Raw genomic sequence first — 22,689 nt, 5'->3', positions numbered from 1 at the left:
TGAATTTAAAGATCCTTGATTCCTCACACGTCATCTTTAAATCAAGTTAATACTGCTTTTATGTTTGTGGTTTTATCTGAAATTATTGTTTAATCAAATTCAGCATTACAACATCATTTTCATTGATTTTGAATTCTTTGCTGAAAGTTCCTTTTGCGTCAATTGTAATTTTTTCTGTAGCAATTGGCGCTCCGTTATTTTTCTCTTTTATTGAATTGACTTGTTGACGTGTTAACTGACTTGGTTTATTCATTGCTAAATAATCCGCGTAAGCGTCGTTTACTTTGTACCCAACTTTGTAAATTTCCAATACATATTTTCCTTTTTGCATTCCGTCCACTTCAATTTTGACTTTTCCTTTTTCTTTTGATGGAAGATCTTTAATGTAATAGGTCTGATTTAGCTCTTTATCTCCTGGATGCGTATTCGTAAAATCCCACAATAAAACCTGAACATCTCCTTTTGCATTTTTAGAAGTCCAAGAAGCTTTATCAGAATTTTGAAGCTCTGTTTCTCCTAATTTATTCATTAAATAATAAGAGAAATAAGCCGGTTTTTTAATTCCCTGCGTATTCAACAATCCGAAACCGCCGTGAAAAGGCGTAAATCTTGGCCCTGCTTCTTCAAAAATATCCGTAAAAACCCAATATGACATTGAGTTTGCTGCGTTTCCAACTTGTTTTATTTTCTGCAAAATATACGCTGCCGAATGATAGCTGTCATGAATTGGATCTGCAGGAGTATAAGAGGTACTCCATTCGGTATAATGCAATTCTAAATTTGGTTTAGCCGAAGCTGCAATTTGTTTTCTTGAATTTAAAATATCACCGCTTACGCTAAATTCATCCTGACTTAAAATAGTTCCTGATGTTCCAAATTCATCCAGATATCCGTGTTTAACACCGTAAGTATGTGTCGAAACAAAATCCATTGGCACATTATTCTTTGCGCAAAAGTCAATTGTTTCAGGAACCCACGCTGCTCCTGCCGTTGCTGGGCCGCCAACTCTATAGGCTGCGTTTACACTTTTTATTGCTCTAGCGCTATATTCATATAATTTAAAATAATCTGCCTGCGTTCCTGTCCAAAAACCTGGTGATAAATTGGGTTCATTCCAAACTTCAAAATACCAAGTTTTTACTTCTTCTGCTCCGTATCTTTCTGTGAAATGCTGAGTCAAGTTTTTAATTAAATCTTCCCATTTTTTATAATCTTTTGGAGGCGTAACATTTCCTTTCCACCAAAAAATGGTTTCTTTTCCGCTTGCTAAAGCATTTGGCATAAAACCCAATTCCACAAATGGTTTCATTTTTAGACTAATAATATAATCGAACAAAACGTCTACATATTGGTAATTGTATTCTGGATTTCCTTTTTCGTCTTCACGATAAACGGCCATATCATCGGTCAATAAACCATGAAATCGAATATACTTAAAATCGCATTCTTTTTTTACCAATGCCAATTGCTGCTGCCAATCTGCACGAAGACCTTCATTTGCTCTTCCTGCACCGATGCATTCTTTGAACATGGTGTTTAATTTTCCCGCTTCTTTTTTGAAATCTACTTTTATAATTCTGTTTTGAGAATCAGCGTTTGTTGCTTGTGCAAATGATTTAAAGCTTGCCAAACCAACAAAAACAAATAGTATAATTAGACTTTTTTTCATGTTTAAGTTTTATTCTTTTACAATTATTTAGCTGAAATTTTCTTTTTCAGAAGTATATTATCTGAAGAATTTCCTATCTGAATCTCAATTGCATTTTTTTCTAGTTCGAACACTTGTTTTGCAGTATTCCAATATTCTAAATCTTTTGCTTTTACAATCAAATCAACATTTTTGGTTTCTCCAGCTTTAAAGAAAACTCTCTTAAATGCTTTCAATTCTTTTTCTGGTCGTTCTACTTTCGATTCTAATTGTTTTACATAAATCTGAACCACTTCATCGCCATCTTTATTTCCAGTATTTGTAATAGAAACTGTCACTTTTAATTCTTCATTTCTCGAAATAGTTTCAGAACTCGTTTCAATCGAATTGTATTTGAAAGTCGTATAACTTAATCCGTAACCAAAAGCATATAATGGTTCCTTTTTGAAATACATATAGGTTCTCCCATTTCGAATGTTATAATCCAATAAATCTGGAAGATCGGTAATATCTTTTACCCAAGTTTGCGTTAAACGTCCTGCAGGATTATAATCTCCAAATAAGACATCTGCCAATGCTGTTCCTGTTTCCTGACTATTCTGCGCCATATGCACAATTGCTGGAACATTTTCCTGAGTCCAATTGATTGCATAAGGAAAACTGCTGATTAATGCCACCACTGTTTTCGGATTTGCCTGATAAACTAACTTAATCAAATCTTCTTGTTCTAAAGTTAGAGATTGGCGGTCAACCGCTTCTTTTCCTTCACTTGGAACAGGACAATTTGCCCATCCAGCATTACAAACCGGATGATTTCCAACAACCATAATTACAAAATCTGCTTTTTTTGCTATTGCTGCTGCTTTTCCGTCAATGTTATTTTTTGCGACTAAAACTTCAACATTATTTCCCAACTTCTTTTTTATTCCTTCCAAAGGTGTAACAACATAAGGAGGTGTTCCGCTGTACCAGTCCAAAAGCACTTCATCTGCTCGAGGTCCAATTACGGCAACTGTTTTTATTTTTTCTTTTTGTAAAGGCAGAAATCCGTTTTCATTTTTCAATAAAACAATAGATTTTTGAGTTGCCTCTAAAGCGATTTTTTTGTGCGCTTCTGTTTTCCAAGGATCAATTGTGTCTTTATCTTTTCCTATTTTCGAATATGGATTTTCTTCTGAAGCATCAAGCATTCCAAGTTTTATCATTACTCGATAATTCCCGCGCAAAACTTCATCAAGATCTTTTTCTTTCAAATATCCATTAGAAAGAGCGCCATAAACTCCATCTACAAATTCATCCAAAAATTGGTTAATACCCGCTTTTACAGCTGCAGCCGCTCCTAAGTATTTATCTGCATAATATTTATGATCTGAAAGAAGCAGTTTAAAAGCACCTCCATCGGTACAAATAATACCATTCTGTCCCCATTCTTTCTGCGTAATATTTTTAAGCATCGGATGCACCATTGCTGGAATTCCATTTACTTTGTTATATGCCGCCATATAAGCACGCGAACCTCCTTCAACAACTCCCATTTGAAAAGGAAGCGCATAATATTCTCTCCAAAGTCTTTCATCAAAATCAGATGATGTATAGGTTCTTCCATCTTCATTGCTGTTTGCCAAAAAATGTTTCATCAACGAAGCCGTTTGCCAGTATTTGGAGTTATTTCCTTGTAAACCTTTTACGAAAGCAACCGTCATCGTTCCGTTAAAAAAAGCATCTTCTCCGTAACTTTCTTCCGTACGTCCCCAGCGTAGATCTCTTGCAATATCTGCATTTGGAGCACGAACTACCAGTCCGCCTCGATTGTATTTTTGCAAAGCAAAACGCGTTTCATAACCTTCTACATTTGCTACTTTTTGAAGAAGTTCAACATCCCAAGTTTCTCCTAAGCCATACGCTTGAGGAAAAGTGGTTGTTGTTAATGGATTTTTATTTTTTCCTCCCCATTCGCCTGGTCCTCCTAAAGCTAAACCATGCAATCCTTCTACATGACCTGTACCAATAAGCCCTAATCTTTTTACTGACGGATTTGTGCTTAAAGCCTGAACTTTTTCATCCAGCGTCATCAAAGACAGCAAATTATCAATACGCTTTTCAGTATCTAAATTTGGATTCTGAAAAGGATATTGCTTTTGCTGCGATAACATCAAATTAGCAGATAAAAGAAAAAAGATATAAAGAATACTGTTTTTCATTTTTTGGAAGAAGGACTAATTTTTTATTGTGTTTATAAACCCGACAGATTTTGAAAATCTGTCGGGGTTTAGAAATTAATAATTATAATTTTTTAAATCTCACTGCTCCACCGCCAGCGCCACCTAAATTCAATTTTAGAGAATCTGTAGATTTTACTGTTTTCTTAGAAATTGCCACTGCTTCTGGATTGTGTTTTTGATCTGTTCCTTCAGCATCAACATAAATTTGTGCTTCGTAAGTTGCATTTGGATCTAAGAATGACAATGAAACATTTACGTTTCTTGGATTTTCATTTGTTAAAGTTCCCAAATACCAATCAGCGCTATTTCTGTCTTTTCTTGCTGTTGTGATATATTCGCCAATTTTTCCTTCTAGAATTTTAGTGTCTTCCCAATCTGTTGGAACATCTTTTAAGAATTGTAAAGCTGGTTTTCCTTCATAATTTTCTGGAAGATCTGCCAACATTTGAATCGGAGAATAAATCGTCACATACAACGCCAATTGTTGCCCAACTGTTCCTTGAATTCTTTTTCCAGGATAACCTTGTTTTACCTCAACATCAAAAATTCCAGGCGTGAAATCCATTGGTCCAGAAAGTAATCTTGTAAACGGAATAATACTTAAGTGGTTTGGCGGATTTCCTTCGCTCCAAGCGTTATATTCTTGCCCGCGCGCTGCTTCTCTCGAAACCATGTTTGGATACGTTCTACGCTCACCTGTATCTTTAATCGATTCGTGATATAAAACCGCTAAATCATATTGTGCCGCTTTTTCTAAAATATATCTGAAATAATTTACTCCAAACTGTCCAAAGTGCATTTGTTTCATATTCAATTTAGAACCAACGTGACCAATTTTTACGGTGTGGATTCCAAGTTTTTTGTACAAAGCAAAACCTTCATCAACTTCTTTTAAATAGTTAATTAAGTTCGAACCTGTTTCGTGATATCCGATTAATTCGATGTTCTTTTTCTTTCCGTATTCCACTACTTTTTCTAAGTCGAAATTGTCTGCACTTTTTGTAAAGCTGAACATGTGCATGCGGTTTTCGTACCAACCCGGAGTCCAACCTTTGTTCCAGCCTTCGATTAATAAATGATGAAAACCTTCTTTTGCTGTAAAATCGATATATTCTTCAGCGTGTTTTGTAGTTGCACCTTGTTTATCGCTTTCCCAAAAAGTATATTTCCCGATGTGCATTCCCCACCAGATTCCTAAATACTTGTATGGTTTGAAATAGCTATTTGTATTTTTTAATTTGTTTGGTTCGTTTAGGTTTAAAACCAAATAAGAAGTGATTAATTCTCCCGGATTTTCTCCAATTTGAAGTGTTCTCCAAGAAGAAGTGAACGAATCTTTTACACGAACTTTTACTCCATCAGCCCAAGGCACTAAATCAGATTTTAACTCTGTTCCTTTAGTATTTACCAAAGTCATACTCGCAAAATCGATCAAGTTTGCTTCATGGAAACTTAACGCTAATCCGCTTTTACTTTCGATTGTTAGTGGAGTTAAAACTGTATCTAGTTTACTTACTGGAGCATCATTAAATAGATATTCATCGCGGTTTTCTCTGTTTGCAGGAATCCACCATGCTTTTCCATCTTCTTTTAAGTTGAAAGTCGTTTTTTCATCCATGATGAAAATACTGTCTTTTACATTTTGTTTCGGATAAACATATCTAAAAGCTACTCCGTCATCAAAAGCACGAAACTGAATTTGTAATTTTCTTTTGTTTCCTGTTTTTTGCTGTAAATCAACTACCAATTGATTGTAGTGGTTTCTAATGTTTTTCTTTTCTCCCCAAACTTGTTCCCAAGTTTCATCAAACGTAGAAGTTTTTGCTCCTTTGATTTCGAAGTTTGCGCTTAAGTCTTCATTTCCTTTCAATACAAATCCCATATCTGACGGAGAAATTACTTCTGTCTTTCCGTGAGAAACTGCGTATTTTGGAGCGTTTTTTACCAGCTCAAATTTGATTGTATTCTTTCCGTTTGGCGATGCCAATTCGTAAGCGTTTTTAGTTTTTTGACTATAGCCAACTGCTATTGAAAACAGTACAGCTGGGAGAATTAGATAGTTTTTCATGTTTTTTGGTATTATATTTTTTTTGCCACAGATTAAAAGGATTATATGGATTTTTGTTTATTTTTCTCTCGCAGATTGAGCTGATTGCTTCGCCTGTTCGCTATCGCTCGAGTGAGCTGATTTTAAATATTAAAAAAATCTGCTAAATCTGCTAAATCTGCGAGAGAAATAATCTTTTTAATCTGTGCAATCTGTGGCTATTTTTTTACCACGAATTACACCAATTATCACAAATTCAATTCGTGGAAATTCGTGGCTAACTCTTTTATTTTGCCCACTCGGTTTTAAAAGTGGTTTTTCCGTTTAACGGATTTGCTGCAACATCGAAATTGTTTCCGTTTTTGTTCACTTTTATTTCTTGTACTGCATCACCTTCAGGTAAAAATACTTTAGCTGTTGCCGAAGTCGTTTTATCGCTTGCGTAAACTTTTAATGTCAATTTGCTCCAATCCATATCTTTTGTAGACTGCGCTAAACCGATGTGTGGAATTGCTGTTCCATCTTTTACTAAAACTACGATTGGCACTTCACCAGCTTTGATTTTATGCCAACCAGATTGGTATACTTTTTTAGTTTGATAATCAATCCAAGTTCCTTCTGGAAGGTAAACGTCTCTTTCTTCAACTTCTTCAAAAAGCGGTGCAACCAACATACTTGATCCGAATAAATATTCGTTATCTACTAACCAAGCTCCAGGATCGTTTGGATATTCTACAAAAAGAGCACGCATCATTGGCAATCCTTTTTGAGAACTTTCTTTTGCTTGAGCGTAGATATATGGCATTAACTCGTAACGCATATTATCAGCTTTTCTAAATCCTTCTAAGAATTCTTTGCTGTACAACCAAGGTTCGCGAGGCGGTTCTCCGTGGCTTCTTACGTGTGAAGTAAACATTCCAAATGGTGTCCATCTTCTGTAAATATTCTCCGGAGATTTGGTTGCGAATCCTCCAACATCATGACTCCAGAAACTGAATCCGCTTAATCCTAATGAAAGTCCGCCGCGTAATTCTGCCGACATTGCTCCATTGCTAGTTTCAGAATCTCCTCCCCAATGCAAAGGATAACGCTGTGAACCTGCCCATGTACTTCTTGCCCAGATTAAAGTATATCCTTTTTCTTTTTGAGTGATTTCTGCAACTGCTTTATTATATCTTAATGGATATAAATTGTGTTCATAAAAACCTGTTCTTCCAGAATGATAAATTCCGTCTGGCGGAGCGGCTTCTCCAAAATCTACTTTGAAAACGGCAACTCCTTCATCAAATAACTTTTTTAATTTTCCTTGGTACCATGTTACTGTTTCCGGATTTGAGAAATCTAAAACAGCATCTTCGTACGGAAGATTTCCTTTTCTGTCTCTTACCGCCAAGTTTTTATCCATAATTTCTGGAAACAAAGTATTCTTTGGTGTGAAATATGGTAATTGCCAAAGACAAACTTGAAAACCGTCTTTCTTTAAATCAGACATCATTTTTGTGGCGTCTGGGAAACGAGATTTTGCAAACTCGTAATTGTTTCTCCAATCTACATCAAACCAGCCTGTATCAAAATGAATGACATCAGTTGGAATTTTGTATTTACGCAAATCTCTGGCTACTTCTCTTCCTTCTTTTTCAGAGAAATAAGTGATTCTACTCATCCAAAAACCGAAAGACCAAAGTGGTGGCATCGCTGCTTTTCCTGTCAAATTCGTGTATTGATCTAAGATATCTTTTGGTTCCCCTATGAAGAAAAACAAATCGGCTTCGTCGTCTCCAATGTACATTTCGTTTGCACTTGAAAAATACTTTCCAAAGTCAACGGTAATTGGTGTTGAATGGTGCATGAAAACCCCGTAGCCGCGGCTGCTCATGTAAAACGGAATCGGTTTGTACATAGTTTCATTTTGGATTCCGTTTGCGTCATCCGTCCATAAAACTACTTTTGAACCGCGTTTATTGAATTGTGTAAATGATTCACCACAACCAAATATTTTTTCGTCTGGTTCTAAACTGAAAGCTGCTCCCATACTTCTTGAATAATCGCTGTTTCTACGAACGTAAGAAAATGGAAGTGTTGGCGTATATGTGTTTTTAAAATCAGTATCGTGAAGTGTGCTTGTCAGCAATTTTCCTTTTTCATCATAGATTTTTACGTGCCACGGTTTTGTCAAAATTTCAACTCTTCCGTGTTTGCTTGTATAACTATGACCTCCTTCGATTTTAGCATACTTCCATAATTCAGGATGATTTGGCGCAACGCCATCAACCAACATTAAAGATTCTTTTTGAGGATGAAATTGCGGTCCAGAAGTTGTTTTAATTCTAACTGTTCTATCTGAAACAAACTGAATTTCGAATGGCAAAACAGGAGATTCTGCATATTCTGTTGTTGGAAATTCGTTTGCTTTTTCAACATCTGGTTTCATCATCATATTGTTGAAAGCCTGACGTGTTTTATAATTGTATCTCAAATATTTGATCGTTCCTTTTCCTGTTGCAGGATCAAAAGAAGCTAGTTCGTCTGCAAAATAAAAAGTATTCAGATAGTTCTGAAAATCTTTACTGATATCTATCGGTGCATTTAGCACATCTGCATTCTGAATTTGAGCGGAGACATTTGGAATTGTAAGAAGTCCAAAAGCGCAAATCGAAAACAAGGTTTTTAAATGTGATTTTTTCATTAGTTATTTTTTATTTTTTGCCACAGATTAAAAGGATTTGAAAGGATTTTTTCTTTTCTCTCGCAGATTTTGCAGATCATGCAGATTTAAATCTTTTTAATATTTTAATCTGTAACTATCTTTTTACAGAGATTGGAAAAAATAAATCTGCATGATCTGCAAAATCTGCGAGAGCATAAAAATCTTTTTAATCCTTTTAATCTGTGGCTATATTTAAAATTTCAAAAATTATTCTGTTGTGATTACAATTGTGGATTGTTTTAATCCGTTTGCTTTTGCTGTTAATTCCAATCTTCCCGATTTATCTCCAGATTGTACAATAACCAAACATTTTCCAGCCAAAGCCGTATGTTTATTTCCTTTATACGATTCATGACTTACAGGATCTCCGCTGCAAACACCTACAATTTTTCCATTTCCTTTTAAAGAGAAATTAATTTCGTTATTCGCATTTGGAACTAAAGTTCCTTTATCATCTAAGATATCAACCGTGATAAATGACAAATCGTTTTTGTCTGCTTTTATAGTGTTTCTATCCGCAGTCAGTTTTAATTGAGAAGGATTTCCAGCCGTTTTAATTTCTTTTTCTAAAACTACCTTTCCGTCTTTACGAGAAATGGCTTTTAAAGTTCCTGCTTCAAAAGGAATTCTCCACATTACGTGCAGATCGTCTCCTTTTTTGCTTCTTTTTCCAACTGATTTTCCGTTTACGAAAAGTTCCACCTCATCAGCTTTATTGTAGTATGACCAAACGTCAACTGTCTGTCCCGCTTTCCAGTTCCAATGCGGAAAAACGTGAAGAACGGTTTTATCTGTCCATTCACTTTGATACATATAATAAACGTCTTTCGGGAAACCGGCCAAATCGACAATTCCAAAATATGAACTTACCGATGGCCATTCGTATGGCGTTGGTTCTCCGATATAGTCAAAACCTGTCCAAACGTACATTCCTGCCAAGAAATCGTGTTTTTTAATGACTTTCCAAGTCGCTTCGTGTGTAGAACCCCAAGGAGTTTGAACTTGATCGTAAGCTGAAACCGTATTTCCAGGATTTCCTCCTTCAAATTTTTTATCCCAACTAACCGGCCATTTTTTTATAGTATCTGAAACCGCATCGTAATACCCTCTTGTCTGTAAACCTGAAGTGGTTTCGGTTGCAATAAAAGGCGTATTTGGAAAATTCTTTAAATGATACTCAAATGTTTGATGCGCGTAATTGTATCCTATCAAATCTAAAACTCCAGATCCAGCAAGCGGATTAATCGAAACATTTTTTTTCTCAAATTGCAAAGTCACATCATCAATATTCATATTTACTGGCGGATTCATTCCTGCAGTAATTGGTCTTGTTTTATCGTATTGGCGTGTAATTGCCGCCAATTCTTTTGCAATTTCAATACCTGTTTCATTCCATTGTTCTGGAATTTCGTTTCCAATACTCCACATAAAAATACTAGCATGATTTCGGTCGCGCAACAATTGATCGATTAAGTCTTGTTTGTGCCATTTGTCCCAATCATTTGCATAATCGTATTTCGTTTTGTTTTGTTTCCACATATCAAAAGCTTCATCCATAACGATGAAACCCATTTTGTCGCAAAGCTGTAAAAGTTCTGGAGCAGGCGGATTATGTGAAGTTCTGATTCCGTTTACACCCATTTCTTTCAGGATTTCTAACTGACGTTCAATAGCACGCGTATTGATTGCAGAACCTAACAGACCTAAATCGTGGTGCATACAAACTCCTTTTATTTTGACTTGTTTTCCATTCAAAATAAAACCTTTGTTCAAATCGAATTTAAAATCTCTGATTCCGAAAGTGGTTTTGTATTGATCGATGATTTTATCGTCAAGCGAAATTTCGGTAACTGCTGTGTACAATTCTGGTTTTTCATCTGACCATAATGCAGGATTTTCAACTTCGGCTGATTGCTTTACAATTTGATTTCCATTTGCACTGATTGTTATATCTTGAGTAACCGATGTTACTTTGGTATCTTCTTTAAAAATAGTTGTCGTTACTTTTGCCTTTTTTTCTTCTTTATATTGATTTTTAATTGTTGTTTCAATATTTACTGAAGCTTTTTCAGCTGTAACTTTTGGAGTTGTAATGTAAGTTCCCCATTGACCAACGTGAAGTTTATCTGTAGTTTCGATCCAGACATTTCTAAAAATTCCCGAACCAGAATACCAGCGTGAATTTGGTTGTTTTGAATTGTCAACCTTAACAATTATTTCGTTGTTTTTGTCTCCGTAATTTAAGTATGGAGTAATTTCATATTGAAAACCAATATATCCGTTTGGACGTTTTCCTAAATAATGCCCGTTTACCCAAACTTCGCTGTTTCTATAAACGCCATCAAAAGTGATTGAAGTTGTTTTTGTGCTGTCTTCTGCAACAACTTTAAATGTTTTTTTGTACCAGCCTAAACCTCCATTAAGCGATCCTCCACCATATCCGGCAGGACTTTTTTCATCAAACTTTCCTTCGATACTCCAATCGTGAGGAACGTCTAAAGTTCTCCATTTTGTTGAAGCTCCAATTGTATCTTTATCAACAATACTGTCATTAAGATGAAAGCTCCAATCTTCATTAAAAGAAACTTTTCGGTTACCAAATTTTTCGTCTACAGATTTTTTGCATGCTGTAAGTAATAGCAAGCTTGCAAAGAGTAATCCTATTTTTTTATGTGCAGTGGGCTTAAACATAATGTTTTTAAAATTTAATAACCTGAAAGCAGTTTTTAGGCTGCTTCCAAGTTATTAGTTAACCAAAATTTATTTCATTTAAGGGAGTATATAATGGAATACAAACCACTCGTCTTTTCCTGCATCATAAGAAGTTCCAAACCAAATACCTTTTGTAAGATAGTCATTATTGTAAGCTTTTACGACTTTAATAACATTGGTTGTTGGGTTCATCCAACTTCCTGAGTTTTGAATTAAGGTATTAGAACCCAAGTTAATTTCATTTTCAGCTTCATTTATTGTAAACAATCCAGTAGTTACTACACCATCTTGACTTCTTGTGTAGTTTAGTTTTCCTCCAAATTGATCAAAACGAATCCATGAATTACCTGCAGCTGCTGCCCAATCGTCATTCCATCCCCAGTTGTATGAACTTGAAGCTCCTGTTGTCCAACCTTTTCCTTTTCCTAACCAGTCAACTGGATTTCCGTTTCCGTCTAAAGCCCAAACTCTTCCTGTACCAGTACCTCCAGTAAGCATCTTTAATAATTCGCCTGGAGCAAAAGTTGGATTAAAACCTTCGTCATAAGTTGGTCCAGTTACTGGCGGTACGTAATTGTCTGCATATTCTTTTGAAACAAAATTCCAGATATACCACCATGGCCCTTCGCTGTTGGTTCTCATAATGGCAATTCTCAACTGGTTTTCAGTAAGTTTTAAGATTTTGATATTATTATTCCAGTTGCTTGCGTTTGCAATATAATTATCTGGTCTTAAAATTGTTGCTCCAGTTGTTGTTAAAGTATGCGTATTAATATCTAAGAAATAAGTACCGCTTTCTTTTAGAGTTCCATCTGCTTCATTCACTTTCATAAACGGTCCTCCCTCTAGACTGAATGTCATGGTTCTTCCCCAATGCATGTCTGCATCTGAACTTGAATTTGCATTACCTTCTGGCTCCCAGTTTGGTGTAAAATTATTCCATTCTACTGTTGTGCTAGGATCTGCATAAGACATTGCTCCAAGAGCCATACCGTATTTACCATTATCAGCAATCCATACTTTTTGTTTTCCTACTCCTCCAGACAGAGCTGTCCAAAGTTCATCATTAACATAATTTAAATTATCTTGTGTTACTGTAATTGTTACAGGATCTAACTCAACAATTCCTCCATCTGTAACGGCTGAAATTTTAATCGTATAATTTCCTTTAAAAGCATATTTTACAATTTCTACTGCTTTGTCTGATTTTCCTGTACCATAATCCCAGTTTAAGATTACTCCCGGAGTTGTATTTTTAAGAACTACAGTATTTCCACCAGCGTCTGTAGCCAAATCTTGAGTAATTTCAAAATGTATATCCGATTTGTCCATCGGGCCATCTAAAGAATAACTATCTGGCGAACAAGATGATATTAGCAATGCCAACATCAAAAAAGAGCTCATTAATATTTTTATACTTTTCATTTTCTTTCTTTTTTAAGTTAAAATTACCAGCCGGCATTTTGTTTTAAAACTCCACTAGATAATGTAATCTGTGTATTTGGAATTTGCTGTAAACCTTTTGTATTTTGAATTTTTGCTGCTGAAATTGTTTTTGTAGTAGCAACACCACCATTCAGTAAAGATGTAGTTTCTGCTATAGCAGTAGAAGCTTTTCCAATTCCCTGACGCAATAAATCCCAATATCTAATTCCTTCAAGAGCAAATTCTAAATGTCTTTCGTTCATGATATTATCCTGATTAACGGCTAAAGAAGTAAATGCTGTTTTGTAAGCTCTTCTTCTAACATCATCAAAATAAGCTTGCGCACTTCCGCTTCCTAATTCTGCCGCCATTAATAAAACATCGGCATATCTTAGTACTACATAATCTTGAAACTGGCTGATATCCCAGAACTGGCTACCCATCGTAAGCGGAAGATCTTTTCCGTCTTTATCTACCATCGGAGAATATTTTTTGTTGTAATAACCTGTATACTCACGTTGGTTATTTATTTTATCAAATGGTATTTTTTCCTCAGTGATTCCAATCATAGTCGAAGTACGTCTTGTATCATTAGCACTATATGCATTCCATAATTTAGAATTAACTGTAACTCCCCATCCACGTCCATAAGGGTAAGATGAAAATTCTCTCATTCCAAACATTACTAACCAATGGTTGCCATCTGTATTACCAAGATAATCGCTTGTATAAGTATATTTTATAGAAAATACAAATTCTTTATTATTTTCACCTGCGTATTTGTCAACTGAAGCTGCAGGCCAAAGTGTAGAAAAATCTTCAACCAAACCATGTCCGCTTCCAGCTATAACATCTTCCAAATGCTGTAAAGCCTGCGCTTTTGTAACTACACCAACCAAATCAGATTTTCCGTAGTATCCTGTGTAATACAAGTAAACACGTCCAAGTAACGATTTTGCTGCCCATTTAGTAACACGTCCGCTAGTTGTTGCAGTATAAGCTACTGAAGGCAAGTTATTTGAAGCAAAAACTAAATCTTCTGCAATCACTTTATATACATCATCTGGATTTGCCTGAGGTACATTCTCAGAAGAAGGTTCTGTTAATAGTGGAATATTTCCCCAAAGACGTACCATTTCAAAATACAGATAAGCTCTGATAAATCTTGTTTCAGAGATGTAATTATCTTTTAAAGTCATATCTCCTTTCCAGTCAATCTGATCCATTTTTGATAAGAATACGTTACAACGATAAAGTGCTTTATAGTAAGCAACCCAGTTATCATTATACATATCTACTTCAGACGGAGCACGTGCAATATCGAACTCATCAATTGCTGCATAATCGTATTTATCAGAATTTCCTGTTCCGCCAAAACAATCATCCGACATAATTTCACTTACTACCGGAACTCCTTTACCCGCTGCACCTGTTGCAACCTGCATTCCATCATAACATCCAACTAATGCAGAATATGCATCATCTGTTGTTTTATAAAAATTTGTATCTGTTTGTGTTATAGGTTCTGTATCTAAACTACAAGAACCCAAAGACAATAAACTAAAACAGAAGATATATAAATATGTATTTTTCATCTTTTTAATTATTAAAGTTTAATATTTAATCCCATCATGAAGGTTCTCGGTCTTGGATAGTAACCCACATCAACACCTGAAGAGAACTTCTGATCATCGTTTGAAGAGCCAAATCCAATTTCAGGATCCATACCATCGTATTTTGTGAAAGTATAAAGGTTCAACACTGAGAAATAAACTCTGAATTGACTTGCAAAAAATGGTTTAGATTGTTTCATTTTGGCTAAATCAAATCCTAAGGTAACTGTATTGATTCTTAAAAAATCTCCTTTTTGAATATACAAATCTGAGAATTCTGTAAAATTTCGGTTGTCTTCTGTTACTCTAGGAACTGTATTTGAAGAACCTTCTCCATGCCAACGATTTAAGATTGCAGAAGTATAATTTCCATATGCACCAGATTGATTTCTGTATGATTGTACAATTTCATTTCCTGCAACACCATTCGCATTAAGAGAAAAATCGAAAGCTTTATAACTTGCTGAAATAGAGAAACCATATGTAAAATCAGGATTTGGTTTTCCGATGTTCGTTTTATCATTAACATCAATTTTATCATCTCCATTTGTATTTACATAAATAATATCCCCAGGTGCTGCGTTTGGTTGTAAAACCACTCCATTTGCAGATTTATAATTATCGATCTGCTCTTGATTTTGGAAAACTCCTCCCGTTTTGTACCCCCAGAAATAACCTAATGGAAGACCGTTTTGGGCTCTGTAAAATTCAGGTGAATTATCATAAAGTTCTTTAGTCAATCCATGGATCATACCATCTGAAGTAGGAATTTGACCTACTGTATTTTTATTATAAGCACCATTTGCGCTCACAGAATAATTGAAATCACCAATTTTATTCTGATAAGATAAGGCCAACTCAACACCTTTGTTTACTACATCACCACCATTAATATAAGGAGCATCAGCACCAGCAGTTGCCAAAATTGGCGCTAAAATCAACCAGTCTTTATTCTTTTTATTATAGACATCAAAAATTACACTTAAAGCATTGTTTAAGAATCTCGCATCAAAACCAAAGTCAACCTGTTCTGAAGTTTCCCATTTTAAATCAGGATTTGATAATCTGTTAGGATATGCTCCGGGAGTTAAGTCGCCTTCTGTATTACCAAAAATGTAATTTGTATAATCTGTTTTTATTGGTGATAAATATTGGAAAGCTCTTGCATTTTGATTCCCAACCTGTCCCCAACTTGCTCTTATTTTTAAGAAATTAATCCAGCTTGCTCCTTTCAGAAATTCTTCATTAGTGGCAACCCATCCTCCAGATACTGACGGAAAATATCCCCATTGATTTTCTTTAGAAAAAATAGACGATCCATCCACTCTAAAAGTTGCATTTAATAAATAAGTTTCTTTAAAATTGTAATTTAATCTTCCAAAATAAGACATTCTTTTTGTCTCCTGTTTAATTCCTTTAATTGCAATTTTAGCACCTGCTTTATTCGTAGTATTATCTATCCAAGCGTGTTCTAAATCATCAAAAACTGAATCGGCATTAGTAACAGATACAGAAGTACCATCAAAATTAATAGATGATGTACCTAACATGGTTTCAAAATGATGATTATCAGCAACATTAAATTTATAAGTCAGTAAATTATCCCACGTTAGAGTTTTCCCTTTATTCATGTTTTGATTCACGGTATCAAAATCATTGTATGCATAAGTTGACAAGTGATATACTGGTTTATAAGCATGTCCTTCACCTGCATAATAATCAAGACCTAAAGTTGTTTTGAATGTCAAATTCTTGATAGGCTCAATTTGCAAATAAACGTTTCCTAATAATTTTTGATTGTTACTTTCGTTCTGATTATTGTAAACCATCATAGCATATGGATTTGCTACACCAGCCAACCATGGTTCAGAATCTTTTGTAGTATTATAATAATTTCCATCAGCATCATACATTGGCAACAGCGGATTAGCCTGAAACGCACTTCTTAAAGAGTTGTTGTATTGATTGCCAACTCCAATTCCGTTTCTATCAATGTAAGCAAAACTCAAATTTTCTCCAAACGTCAAAACATCTTTATATAATTTATGCTCTGAATTGAATCTGAAGTTATAGCGCTCATAATTAGATAAATCAGCTCCTCCAATAACTCCTTCTTGTCCTAAATAGGACAACGAGGCAGAATAAACTGAAGTGTCTGAACCCCCTGATGCGCCAAAAGAGAAATTCTTAGTTGCTGCATTATCAGTAACCATTTTATCTACCCAGTTTGTTCCCGCTCCTAATTGAGAAATTTGTGCATTTGTGAAATAAGGATTTTTTCCTGAGTTTACAGCCGCTTCATTTAATATTGTAGCATATTCAGTTGCATTGAGCATATCCATTTTTCTTGCTACAGATTGCACTCCATAATACTGATCAAATGTAATTTGACCACTCGCTCCACGTTTTCCTTTTTTTGTTGTTACCAAAATAACTCCATTAGAAGCCTGAGACCCATAGATTGCCGCTGAAGCTGCATCTTTTAAAACCGAAATAGATTCGATATCCGAGTTACTTAAATAAGAAATATCACCTGTTAATATTCCATCAACAACATACAAAGGAGCAGAACCAGCTATAGAACCAGCACCTCTGATTACTACATTAAAACCTTCGCCCGGTTGTCCTGAAGTTGATGTAACCTGAAGACCCGCCGCCTGACCCTGAAGTGCCTGAAGCGCATTTGTTGTATTCGTTTTTGCCAGGCTTTCACCACTTACCTGAGTCACTGCATTGGTAACTAATGTTTTCTTTTGCGATCCATAACCAATCACTACAACTTCTTTAAGTTCTGCAGTTTCCGGCTGTAAAACCGCGTTGACTGTTTTTTGAGTTCCAACAGTAATATTCTGTGCCTTGAAACCCACAAAAGTGACTACCAAAACATCACCTGTTTTGGCTTCTATTTTATATTTTCCATCAAAATCGCTAATAGTACTCGATTTTGTTCCCTGTACTTGTACAGTTGCTCCGGGAATTCCAAATCCGTCTTCGGAAGAGGTAATTGTCCCACTTACAGTTTTGGATTCTTGAGCAAATCCAAACTGCATCATAAATACGCTAAGCAGCACCGCCATAAAATATGGAAGCTTTGTTGTTTTAATACAATTTTTGCTTTTCATAATAAGAATTGATTAAGTTTAAGTTATAGTTAGTGTTTTTTTACCTTAGGAGAAATCCGGAAAAACTTCCCAAGCAGGTCGTGCCAAAAATGAGGGCCTGAATCTCATTTCTAACATTTAATACTTGCAGACTATAAACAACTTCAAAATCGATTCTCTGAGCAAAATTTGATGATGGTAATCGCATCAAAAAGCTATTTAAATCAATTTTTATAAAAAACATTTGTGGTAAGTTTAAGTTAAGTGTAAGTTTGTTCTTTTTTTGCTTATGGTCAGTTTGAATTTATCTTATGGTAAATTTGACTACAAGTGTAAAACAAATTTTCTATATTAACAAAATATTAAGGTTATTTTTTTTCAATTCTGATTAATCCCAATTCATTTTTATTAATGTTGTAAAATCCAAACAAGAATTGAAATAAAAAATGTAGAAAAGCTAACGTTTTATAAAATTGACAATCAGCTGTTTAAGAAATAATTTAAAAAGAGAACTTTTTTAGCACATTTTTAAACACCTGATTATCAAAATTTTATTTCGTTAGAAAAAATATAAGGCTTTCAAAAAGGTTAATAATGATTTTATTTATTTAATTTGTCAAAATTTATCTCACATATGGTTGAAAATGTAGAAGACAAAACTGCTCTAAAAAATGAAAACAGTGCGATGAATGCCATCACGATTGACTGTGTTATTTTTGGATTTGATAAAGGCAGCCTTGAAGTGCTTTTGGTGCAGCATGCTGAAGGAATCAGTAAAGGAAAATGGGGACTTCCGGGTGGATGGATTTATAAAAAAGAAAGTACCGACAACGCCGCTCATCGTTTGCTGAATGAGCTTACGGGTCTTGATAATATTTATCTGGAACAGTTGAAAGCATTTGGAGATCCAGATCGTTTTCCGCTACGACGCGTTATCACAATTGGATATTATGCGCTAGTAAAAAGAGAAGATTATAACATTAAAGCAGGTTTTACGGCTTCGGACGCAAAATGGTATAAAATCAATGAAATTCCAGATTTGATTTACGATCACAATGAAATTTTAGATTATAGCATAAAACATCTTAGAAGTAGAGTTCGCCAAACACCTATTGGTTTTAACTTATTGCCAGAAAAATTTACTCTATTACAATTAATGCATTTGTATGGAGAAATTTTAGGAATTGAAATGGATAAACCAAACTTTAGAAGAAAAATTCTTCATATGAAACTTCTGGTTGCATTAGACGAAAAACAACAAGATGTATCGCACAGAGCTGCACAATTGTATAAGTTTGATCCAGAAATTTATAAAAAACTAACTGAAAAAGGATTCAATTTTGAATTCTAATTTTCAATACAAATTAATAATACGATAATAATAAATTGACTGAAATTACCACTAATCAACATAAACCAGCCGTAGACGGAATCACAATTGACTGCGTTTTCTTCGGTTTTAATAAAGAGAGTCTAGAAGTTCTCTTGGTTCAGCACGCTCAAGGCGAAAGTATCGGTAAATGGGGATTACTTGGCGGATGGCTTCAAGCTGATGAAAGTGCCGATGATGCCGCACAACGTATTTTACAGGAACTTACCGGACTTGAAGATATTTATCTAGAACAGTTAAAAGCCTTTACAAATCCGAAGCGTGTTTTAGAAAGACGTGTTGTCACTATTGGCTATTATACATTGGTTAATCGTGAAGATTATAATATTAAAGCCAGTTTACGAGTTATTGAAGCAAAATGGTATAAAATAAATGAAATTCCGGATTTGATTTTTGATCATAACGAAATCCTGAATGTCAGTTTAATGCAATTACGTAATCGGGTGCGTCAAGCTCCGATCGGATTTAATCTTCTGCCAGAAAAATTTACTTTATTACAATTAATGCATTTATACGAGGAAATTCTCGGAATTGAATTGGATAAGTCCAATTTTAGAAGAAAAATTCTTCATATGAAGCTGCTAACAGAATTGGATGAAAAACAAAAAGATGTTTCGCACAGAGCCGCAAAACTCTACAAATTTGATGACGAAATGTATAAAAAACTAACTCAAAAAGGATTCAATTTTGAGTATTAACAGAACAGCCTAAAGAAAATCTTTAGGCTGTTTTTTATTTTTTATGGAATGCAGACGATTATTACATTACAATAACCTCCCACAATGCCGGGAAACTTAGAAGGATCTTCTGTTCCAGAATTAGCGGCAACTCCTTGGCCACTTGGACAGATTGATGTTGGCACACCATTTCTTGGTCCGCATACTGTTCCCAATGTTCCTCCTGTAATACTTTTCATTTGTTCTCTGGTAAGCTTTTCATACTTTAGAGTAAGCTTTGTGATTTCTTTTTCCATAATTCTTGGGGTTTAATTAGTAAATAAACATTTCATTAGTATTCTTGAATTTGAATTGTCCTGTACACTGACATTTCAAAAAAAATATATGAAACCAAAAGGAGATCAATCTTATGGTTAAAATGACTACAAGTTTAATCAAATTAATCCAAAGTGACAATTATTCGTACAAAAAATACATTTTCGTCACTAAAATGTTTATTTCACCATTATTTACTAAATTTTAATTCCGTCAATCTTAATCAAATAAAATATTCTTAAAGTTTTAACCTCAAAAAACAATAGGAAAGCAAAAAGTTTAAAAGCTGAAAAACAGGTTTTTGACTTCTGTATTCAAAATCGAGCAACTAAATTCCAGAATCCAAAACTTTGCGCTATCTTTGCGCCTTAACAACACGTTATAAAGCAATTGTTTTATCGTGTTTTATTCCCAAAAAAAACACTAAAACTCGATTAGAGAACTGATATATACAAATGAAGAAGATACGTAATTTTTGCATTATTGCACACATTGACCATGGTAAAAGTACATTAGCAGACCGATTACTAAGTGCTACACAAACCGTTACAGCTCGTGAAGAAAAAGCGCAATTGCTTGACAACATGGACTTGGAGCGCGAGCGTGGAATTACCATTAAGAGTCATGCCATTCAGATGGAATACAAATACAAAGGCGAAGAATATATCTTAAACTTAATTGATACTCCTGGACACGTTGACTTTTCGTACGAAGTTTCGAGATCGATTGCTGCCTGCGAAGGTGCCCTTTTGATTGTAGATGCTGCGCAAAGTATCCAGGCACAAACAATTTCAAACTTATATTTAGCTCTTGAAAACGACTTGGAAATTATTCCAGTTTTAAACAAAGTCGATTTGCCAAGTGCTAATCCAGAAGAAGTTAGTGATGATATTATCGATTTACTTGGTTGTAAATTAGAAGATATTATTCACGCATCGGGAAAAACTGGTTTTGGTGTTGAGAACATTCTTGCTGCCATTATCGAAAAAATTCCTGCTCCAAAAGGTAATCCAGAAGAACCATTGCAAGCTTTGATTTTTGACTCGGTTTACAATCCATTCCGTGGAATCGAGGTAATCTTTAGAGTTGTAAACGGTGAAATCAAAAAAGGCCAGAAAATTAAATTCATGGCTACTGACAACGAATATTTTGCTGACGAAATTGGAACTTTAAAATTAAATCAGGTTCCTAAAAATGTAGTTTCGGCAGGAGATGTTGGTTACTTGATTTCTGGAATTAAAGAAGCTCGTGAAGTAAAAGTGGGTGATACAATTACAGATGCAAAAGTCCCAACAACTAATATGGTTGCTGGTTTTGAGGATGTAAAACCAATGGTATTCGCAGGTATTTATCCTGTTGATACAGAAGATTATGAAGATTTACGTTCTTCAATGGAAAAATTACAGTTGAATGATGCTTCATTAGTATTTACTCCTGAAAGTTCTGCAGCATTAGGATTTGGTTTCCGTTGCGGATTCTTAGGAATGCTTCACATGGAAATTATTCAAGAACGTTTAGAGCGTGAGTTCGACATGACTGTAATTACAACAGTTCCTAACGTTTCGTATTTGGCTTACACGAAGAAACATCCAGAAACGGCAATCGTTGTAAACAATCCTTCAGATTTACCAGAGCCTTCAAAATTGGATAGAGTTGAAGAGCCATTTATTAAAGCTACTATCATTACAAAATCTGACTTTGTTGGAAACGTAATGAGTTTATGTATTGAAAAACGTGGTTTAATTACCAACCAAACCTACTTAACAACTGAAAGAGTTGAGTTAAATTTTGATATGCCTTTGGCAGAAATTGTATTCGATTTTTATGATCGTTTAAAAACAGTTTCTAAAGGTTATGCTTCTTTTGATTATTCTCCTATCGGAATGAGAACTTCAAAATTAGTTAAATTGGACGTTCTTTTGAATGCTCAAACAGTTGATGCTCTCTCTGCATTAATTCACGAAGACAACGCTTACAACATTGGTAAAAAAATGACTGAGAAATTACGTGAGTTAATCCCAAGACAGCAATTTGATATTCCGATTCAGGCGGCAATTGGAGCTAAAATTATCGCTCGTGAAACGATTAAAGCACTTCGTAAAGACGTTACCGCAAAATGTTATGGTGGAGATATTTCGCGTAAACGTAAACTTCTTGAAAAACAGAAAAAAGGTAAAAAACGTATGCGTCAAGTAGGAAACGTTGAAATTCCTCAAGAGGCGTTTATGGCTGTTTTGAAATTGAATGACTAGCTTTTCCTTCTAAAGTAGAAAAAAGAATATAGACTTAACCCGATGACGAAAGTTGTCGGGTTTTTTATTTGAATATAATCCATTTCTTATCTTTTAAAATTTGTAAGTCAAAACTTATAATTTATGAAATTATTAACTTAATCGCTTGTTTTTTAACGCTTTCAGATAAATTTAAAGTTAATTTTAAGATAAAATTGTATTTTTAATCTTACAACTTTAAAAAATAAAAGATTATGAAAACCAAATTTTCTGTTATTCTAGCGTTATTTACATTTTACTTTGCAAATGCTCAGCAAGATCAAGTTGATTCAGAAATGAATTCTGCAAAAGGAATTACTTTTCAACATGGAGATATGTTTATAGAAGGTTCTATCCAGATTACTACTGGTGGAGATCGAGATTATTATGCTTTTAATCCCAAATTTGGATATTTTCTTAATGATAAATTTGCCGTTGGAGGACAATTGAGCTATTCTAGCAATAAACTTGAAGCAACCGATGAAAAAACTAATATTTTTGGAATCGGTGGTTTCGCAAGATACTATCTATTGGAACTTGATAAAAAACGATTCAAAGCTTA

At 34.6% G+C, this 22,689-nt stretch carries 12 protein-coding genes and 1 pseudogene; 4 read left to right on the top strand and 9 right to left on the bottom strand.

Going from position 1 to position 22,689, the window contains the following annotated elements; all coding sequences use genetic code 11:
* Nucleotides 1–82 precede the first annotated feature (82 nt).
* The 8 genes from B3J44_RS01350 to B3J44_RS01315 all read right to left on the bottom strand — a co-directional run bounded on the left by B3J44_RS01350 (nt 83) and on the right by B3J44_RS01315 (nt 17,496).
* The gene (locus B3J44_RS01350) at nt 83–1,669 is read right to left on the bottom strand and encodes a GH39 family glycosyl hydrolase (RefSeq protein WP_286965101.1); all 1,587 of its coding nucleotides are present in this window, start codon (nt 1,667–1,669) and stop codon (nt 83–85) included.
* 23 nt (nt 1,670–1,692) lie between these two features.
* Nucleotides 1,693–3,849 (bottom strand): glycoside hydrolase family 3 C-terminal domain-containing protein, encoded by a 2,157-nt coding sequence (locus B3J44_RS01345; RefSeq protein WP_286965100.1) that lies wholly within the window; start codon nt 3,847–3,849, stop codon nt 1,693–1,695.
* Nucleotides 3,850–3,931: 82 nt separating this feature from the next.
* On the bottom strand, nt 3,932–5,938 hold the full coding sequence (locus B3J44_RS01340) for a glycoside hydrolase family 97 protein (RefSeq protein WP_286965099.1): 2,007 nt from the start codon (nt 5,936–5,938) through the stop codon (nt 3,932–3,934).
* Between the two features lie 265 nt (nt 5,939–6,203).
* Complete coding sequence (locus B3J44_RS01335; RefSeq protein ID WP_286965098.1) at nt 6,204–8,603, bottom strand: alpha-xylosidase; 2,400 nt, start codon at nt 8,601–8,603, stop codon at nt 6,204–6,206.
* A 228-nt stretch (nt 8,604–8,831) separates the two neighbouring features.
* Nucleotides 8,832–11,315: a glycoside hydrolase family 2 TIM barrel-domain containing protein gene (locus B3J44_RS01330; RefSeq protein WP_286965097.1), complete on the bottom strand. Its 2,484-nt coding sequence runs from the start codon at nt 11,313–11,315 to the stop codon at nt 8,832–8,834.
* A gap of 78 nt (nt 11,316–11,393) precedes the next feature.
* The gene (locus B3J44_RS01325; RefSeq protein WP_286965096.1) at nt 11,394–12,761 is read right to left on the bottom strand and encodes a hypothetical protein; all 1,368 of its coding nucleotides are present in this window, start codon (nt 12,759–12,761) and stop codon (nt 11,394–11,396) included.
* Nucleotides 12,762–12,784: 23 nt separating this feature from the next.
* Nucleotides 12,785–14,356 carry a RagB/SusD family nutrient uptake outer membrane protein gene (locus B3J44_RS01320; protein ID WP_286965095.1) on the bottom strand — a complete coding sequence of 524 codons (1,572 nt, stop codon included), beginning with the start codon at nt 14,354–14,356 and terminating at the stop codon, nt 12,785–12,787.
* Between the two features lie 11 nt (nt 14,357–14,367).
* Nucleotides 14,368–17,496 carry a SusC/RagA family TonB-linked outer membrane protein gene (locus tag B3J44_RS01315; RefSeq protein ID WP_286965093.1) on the bottom strand — a complete coding sequence of 1,043 codons (3,129 nt, stop codon included), beginning with the start codon at nt 17,494–17,496 and terminating at the stop codon, nt 14,368–14,370.
* Nucleotides 17,497–18,109: 613 nt separating this feature from the next.
* Between B3J44_RS01315 and B3J44_RS01310 the strand changes: the two genes are divergently transcribed.
* Entirely contained in the window at nt 18,110–18,826 is a 717-nt protein-coding gene (locus tag B3J44_RS01310; protein ID WP_198855266.1) for an NUDIX hydrolase, read from the top strand.
* Between the two features lie 35 nt (nt 18,827–18,861).
* A complete protein-coding gene (locus tag B3J44_RS01305) occupies nt 18,862–19,563 on the top strand; it encodes an NUDIX hydrolase (protein WP_198855265.1) in 702 nt (233 codons plus the stop codon).
* A gap of 41 nt (nt 19,564–19,604) precedes the next feature.
* Here B3J44_RS01305 and B3J44_RS01300 read toward each other — a convergent pair whose 3' ends face one another.
* Nucleotides 19,605–19,838 (bottom strand): hypothetical protein, encoded by a 234-nt coding sequence (locus tag B3J44_RS01300; protein ID WP_286965092.1) that lies wholly within the window; start codon nt 19,836–19,838, stop codon nt 19,605–19,607.
* Nucleotides 19,839–20,312: 474 nt separating this feature from the next.
* Between B3J44_RS01300 and lepA the strand changes: the two genes are divergently transcribed.
* Together lepA and B3J44_RS01290 are read left to right on the top strand one after the other, a co-directional pair.
* Nucleotides 20,313–22,109, top strand: coding sequence for a translation elongation factor 4 (lepA, locus tag B3J44_RS01295; RefSeq protein ID WP_198855263.1), 1,797 nt, complete (start codon nt 20,313–20,315; stop codon nt 22,107–22,109).
* Nucleotides 22,110–22,342: 233 nt separating this feature from the next.
* Nucleotides 22,343–22,689: pseudogene (locus B3J44_RS01290) on the top strand (porin family protein); the annotation flags it as partial.

The organism is Flavobacterium sp. UBA4854 (genome assembly GCF_002399805.1).
In the GTDB taxonomy this organism is placed as follows: Bacteria; Bacteroidota; Bacteroidia; order Flavobacteriales; family Flavobacteriaceae; genus Flavobacterium; species Flavobacterium ginsengisoli.
Note: the sequence above shows the minus strand (reverse complement) of the source record. Positions and strands in the feature narration are given on the sequence as shown.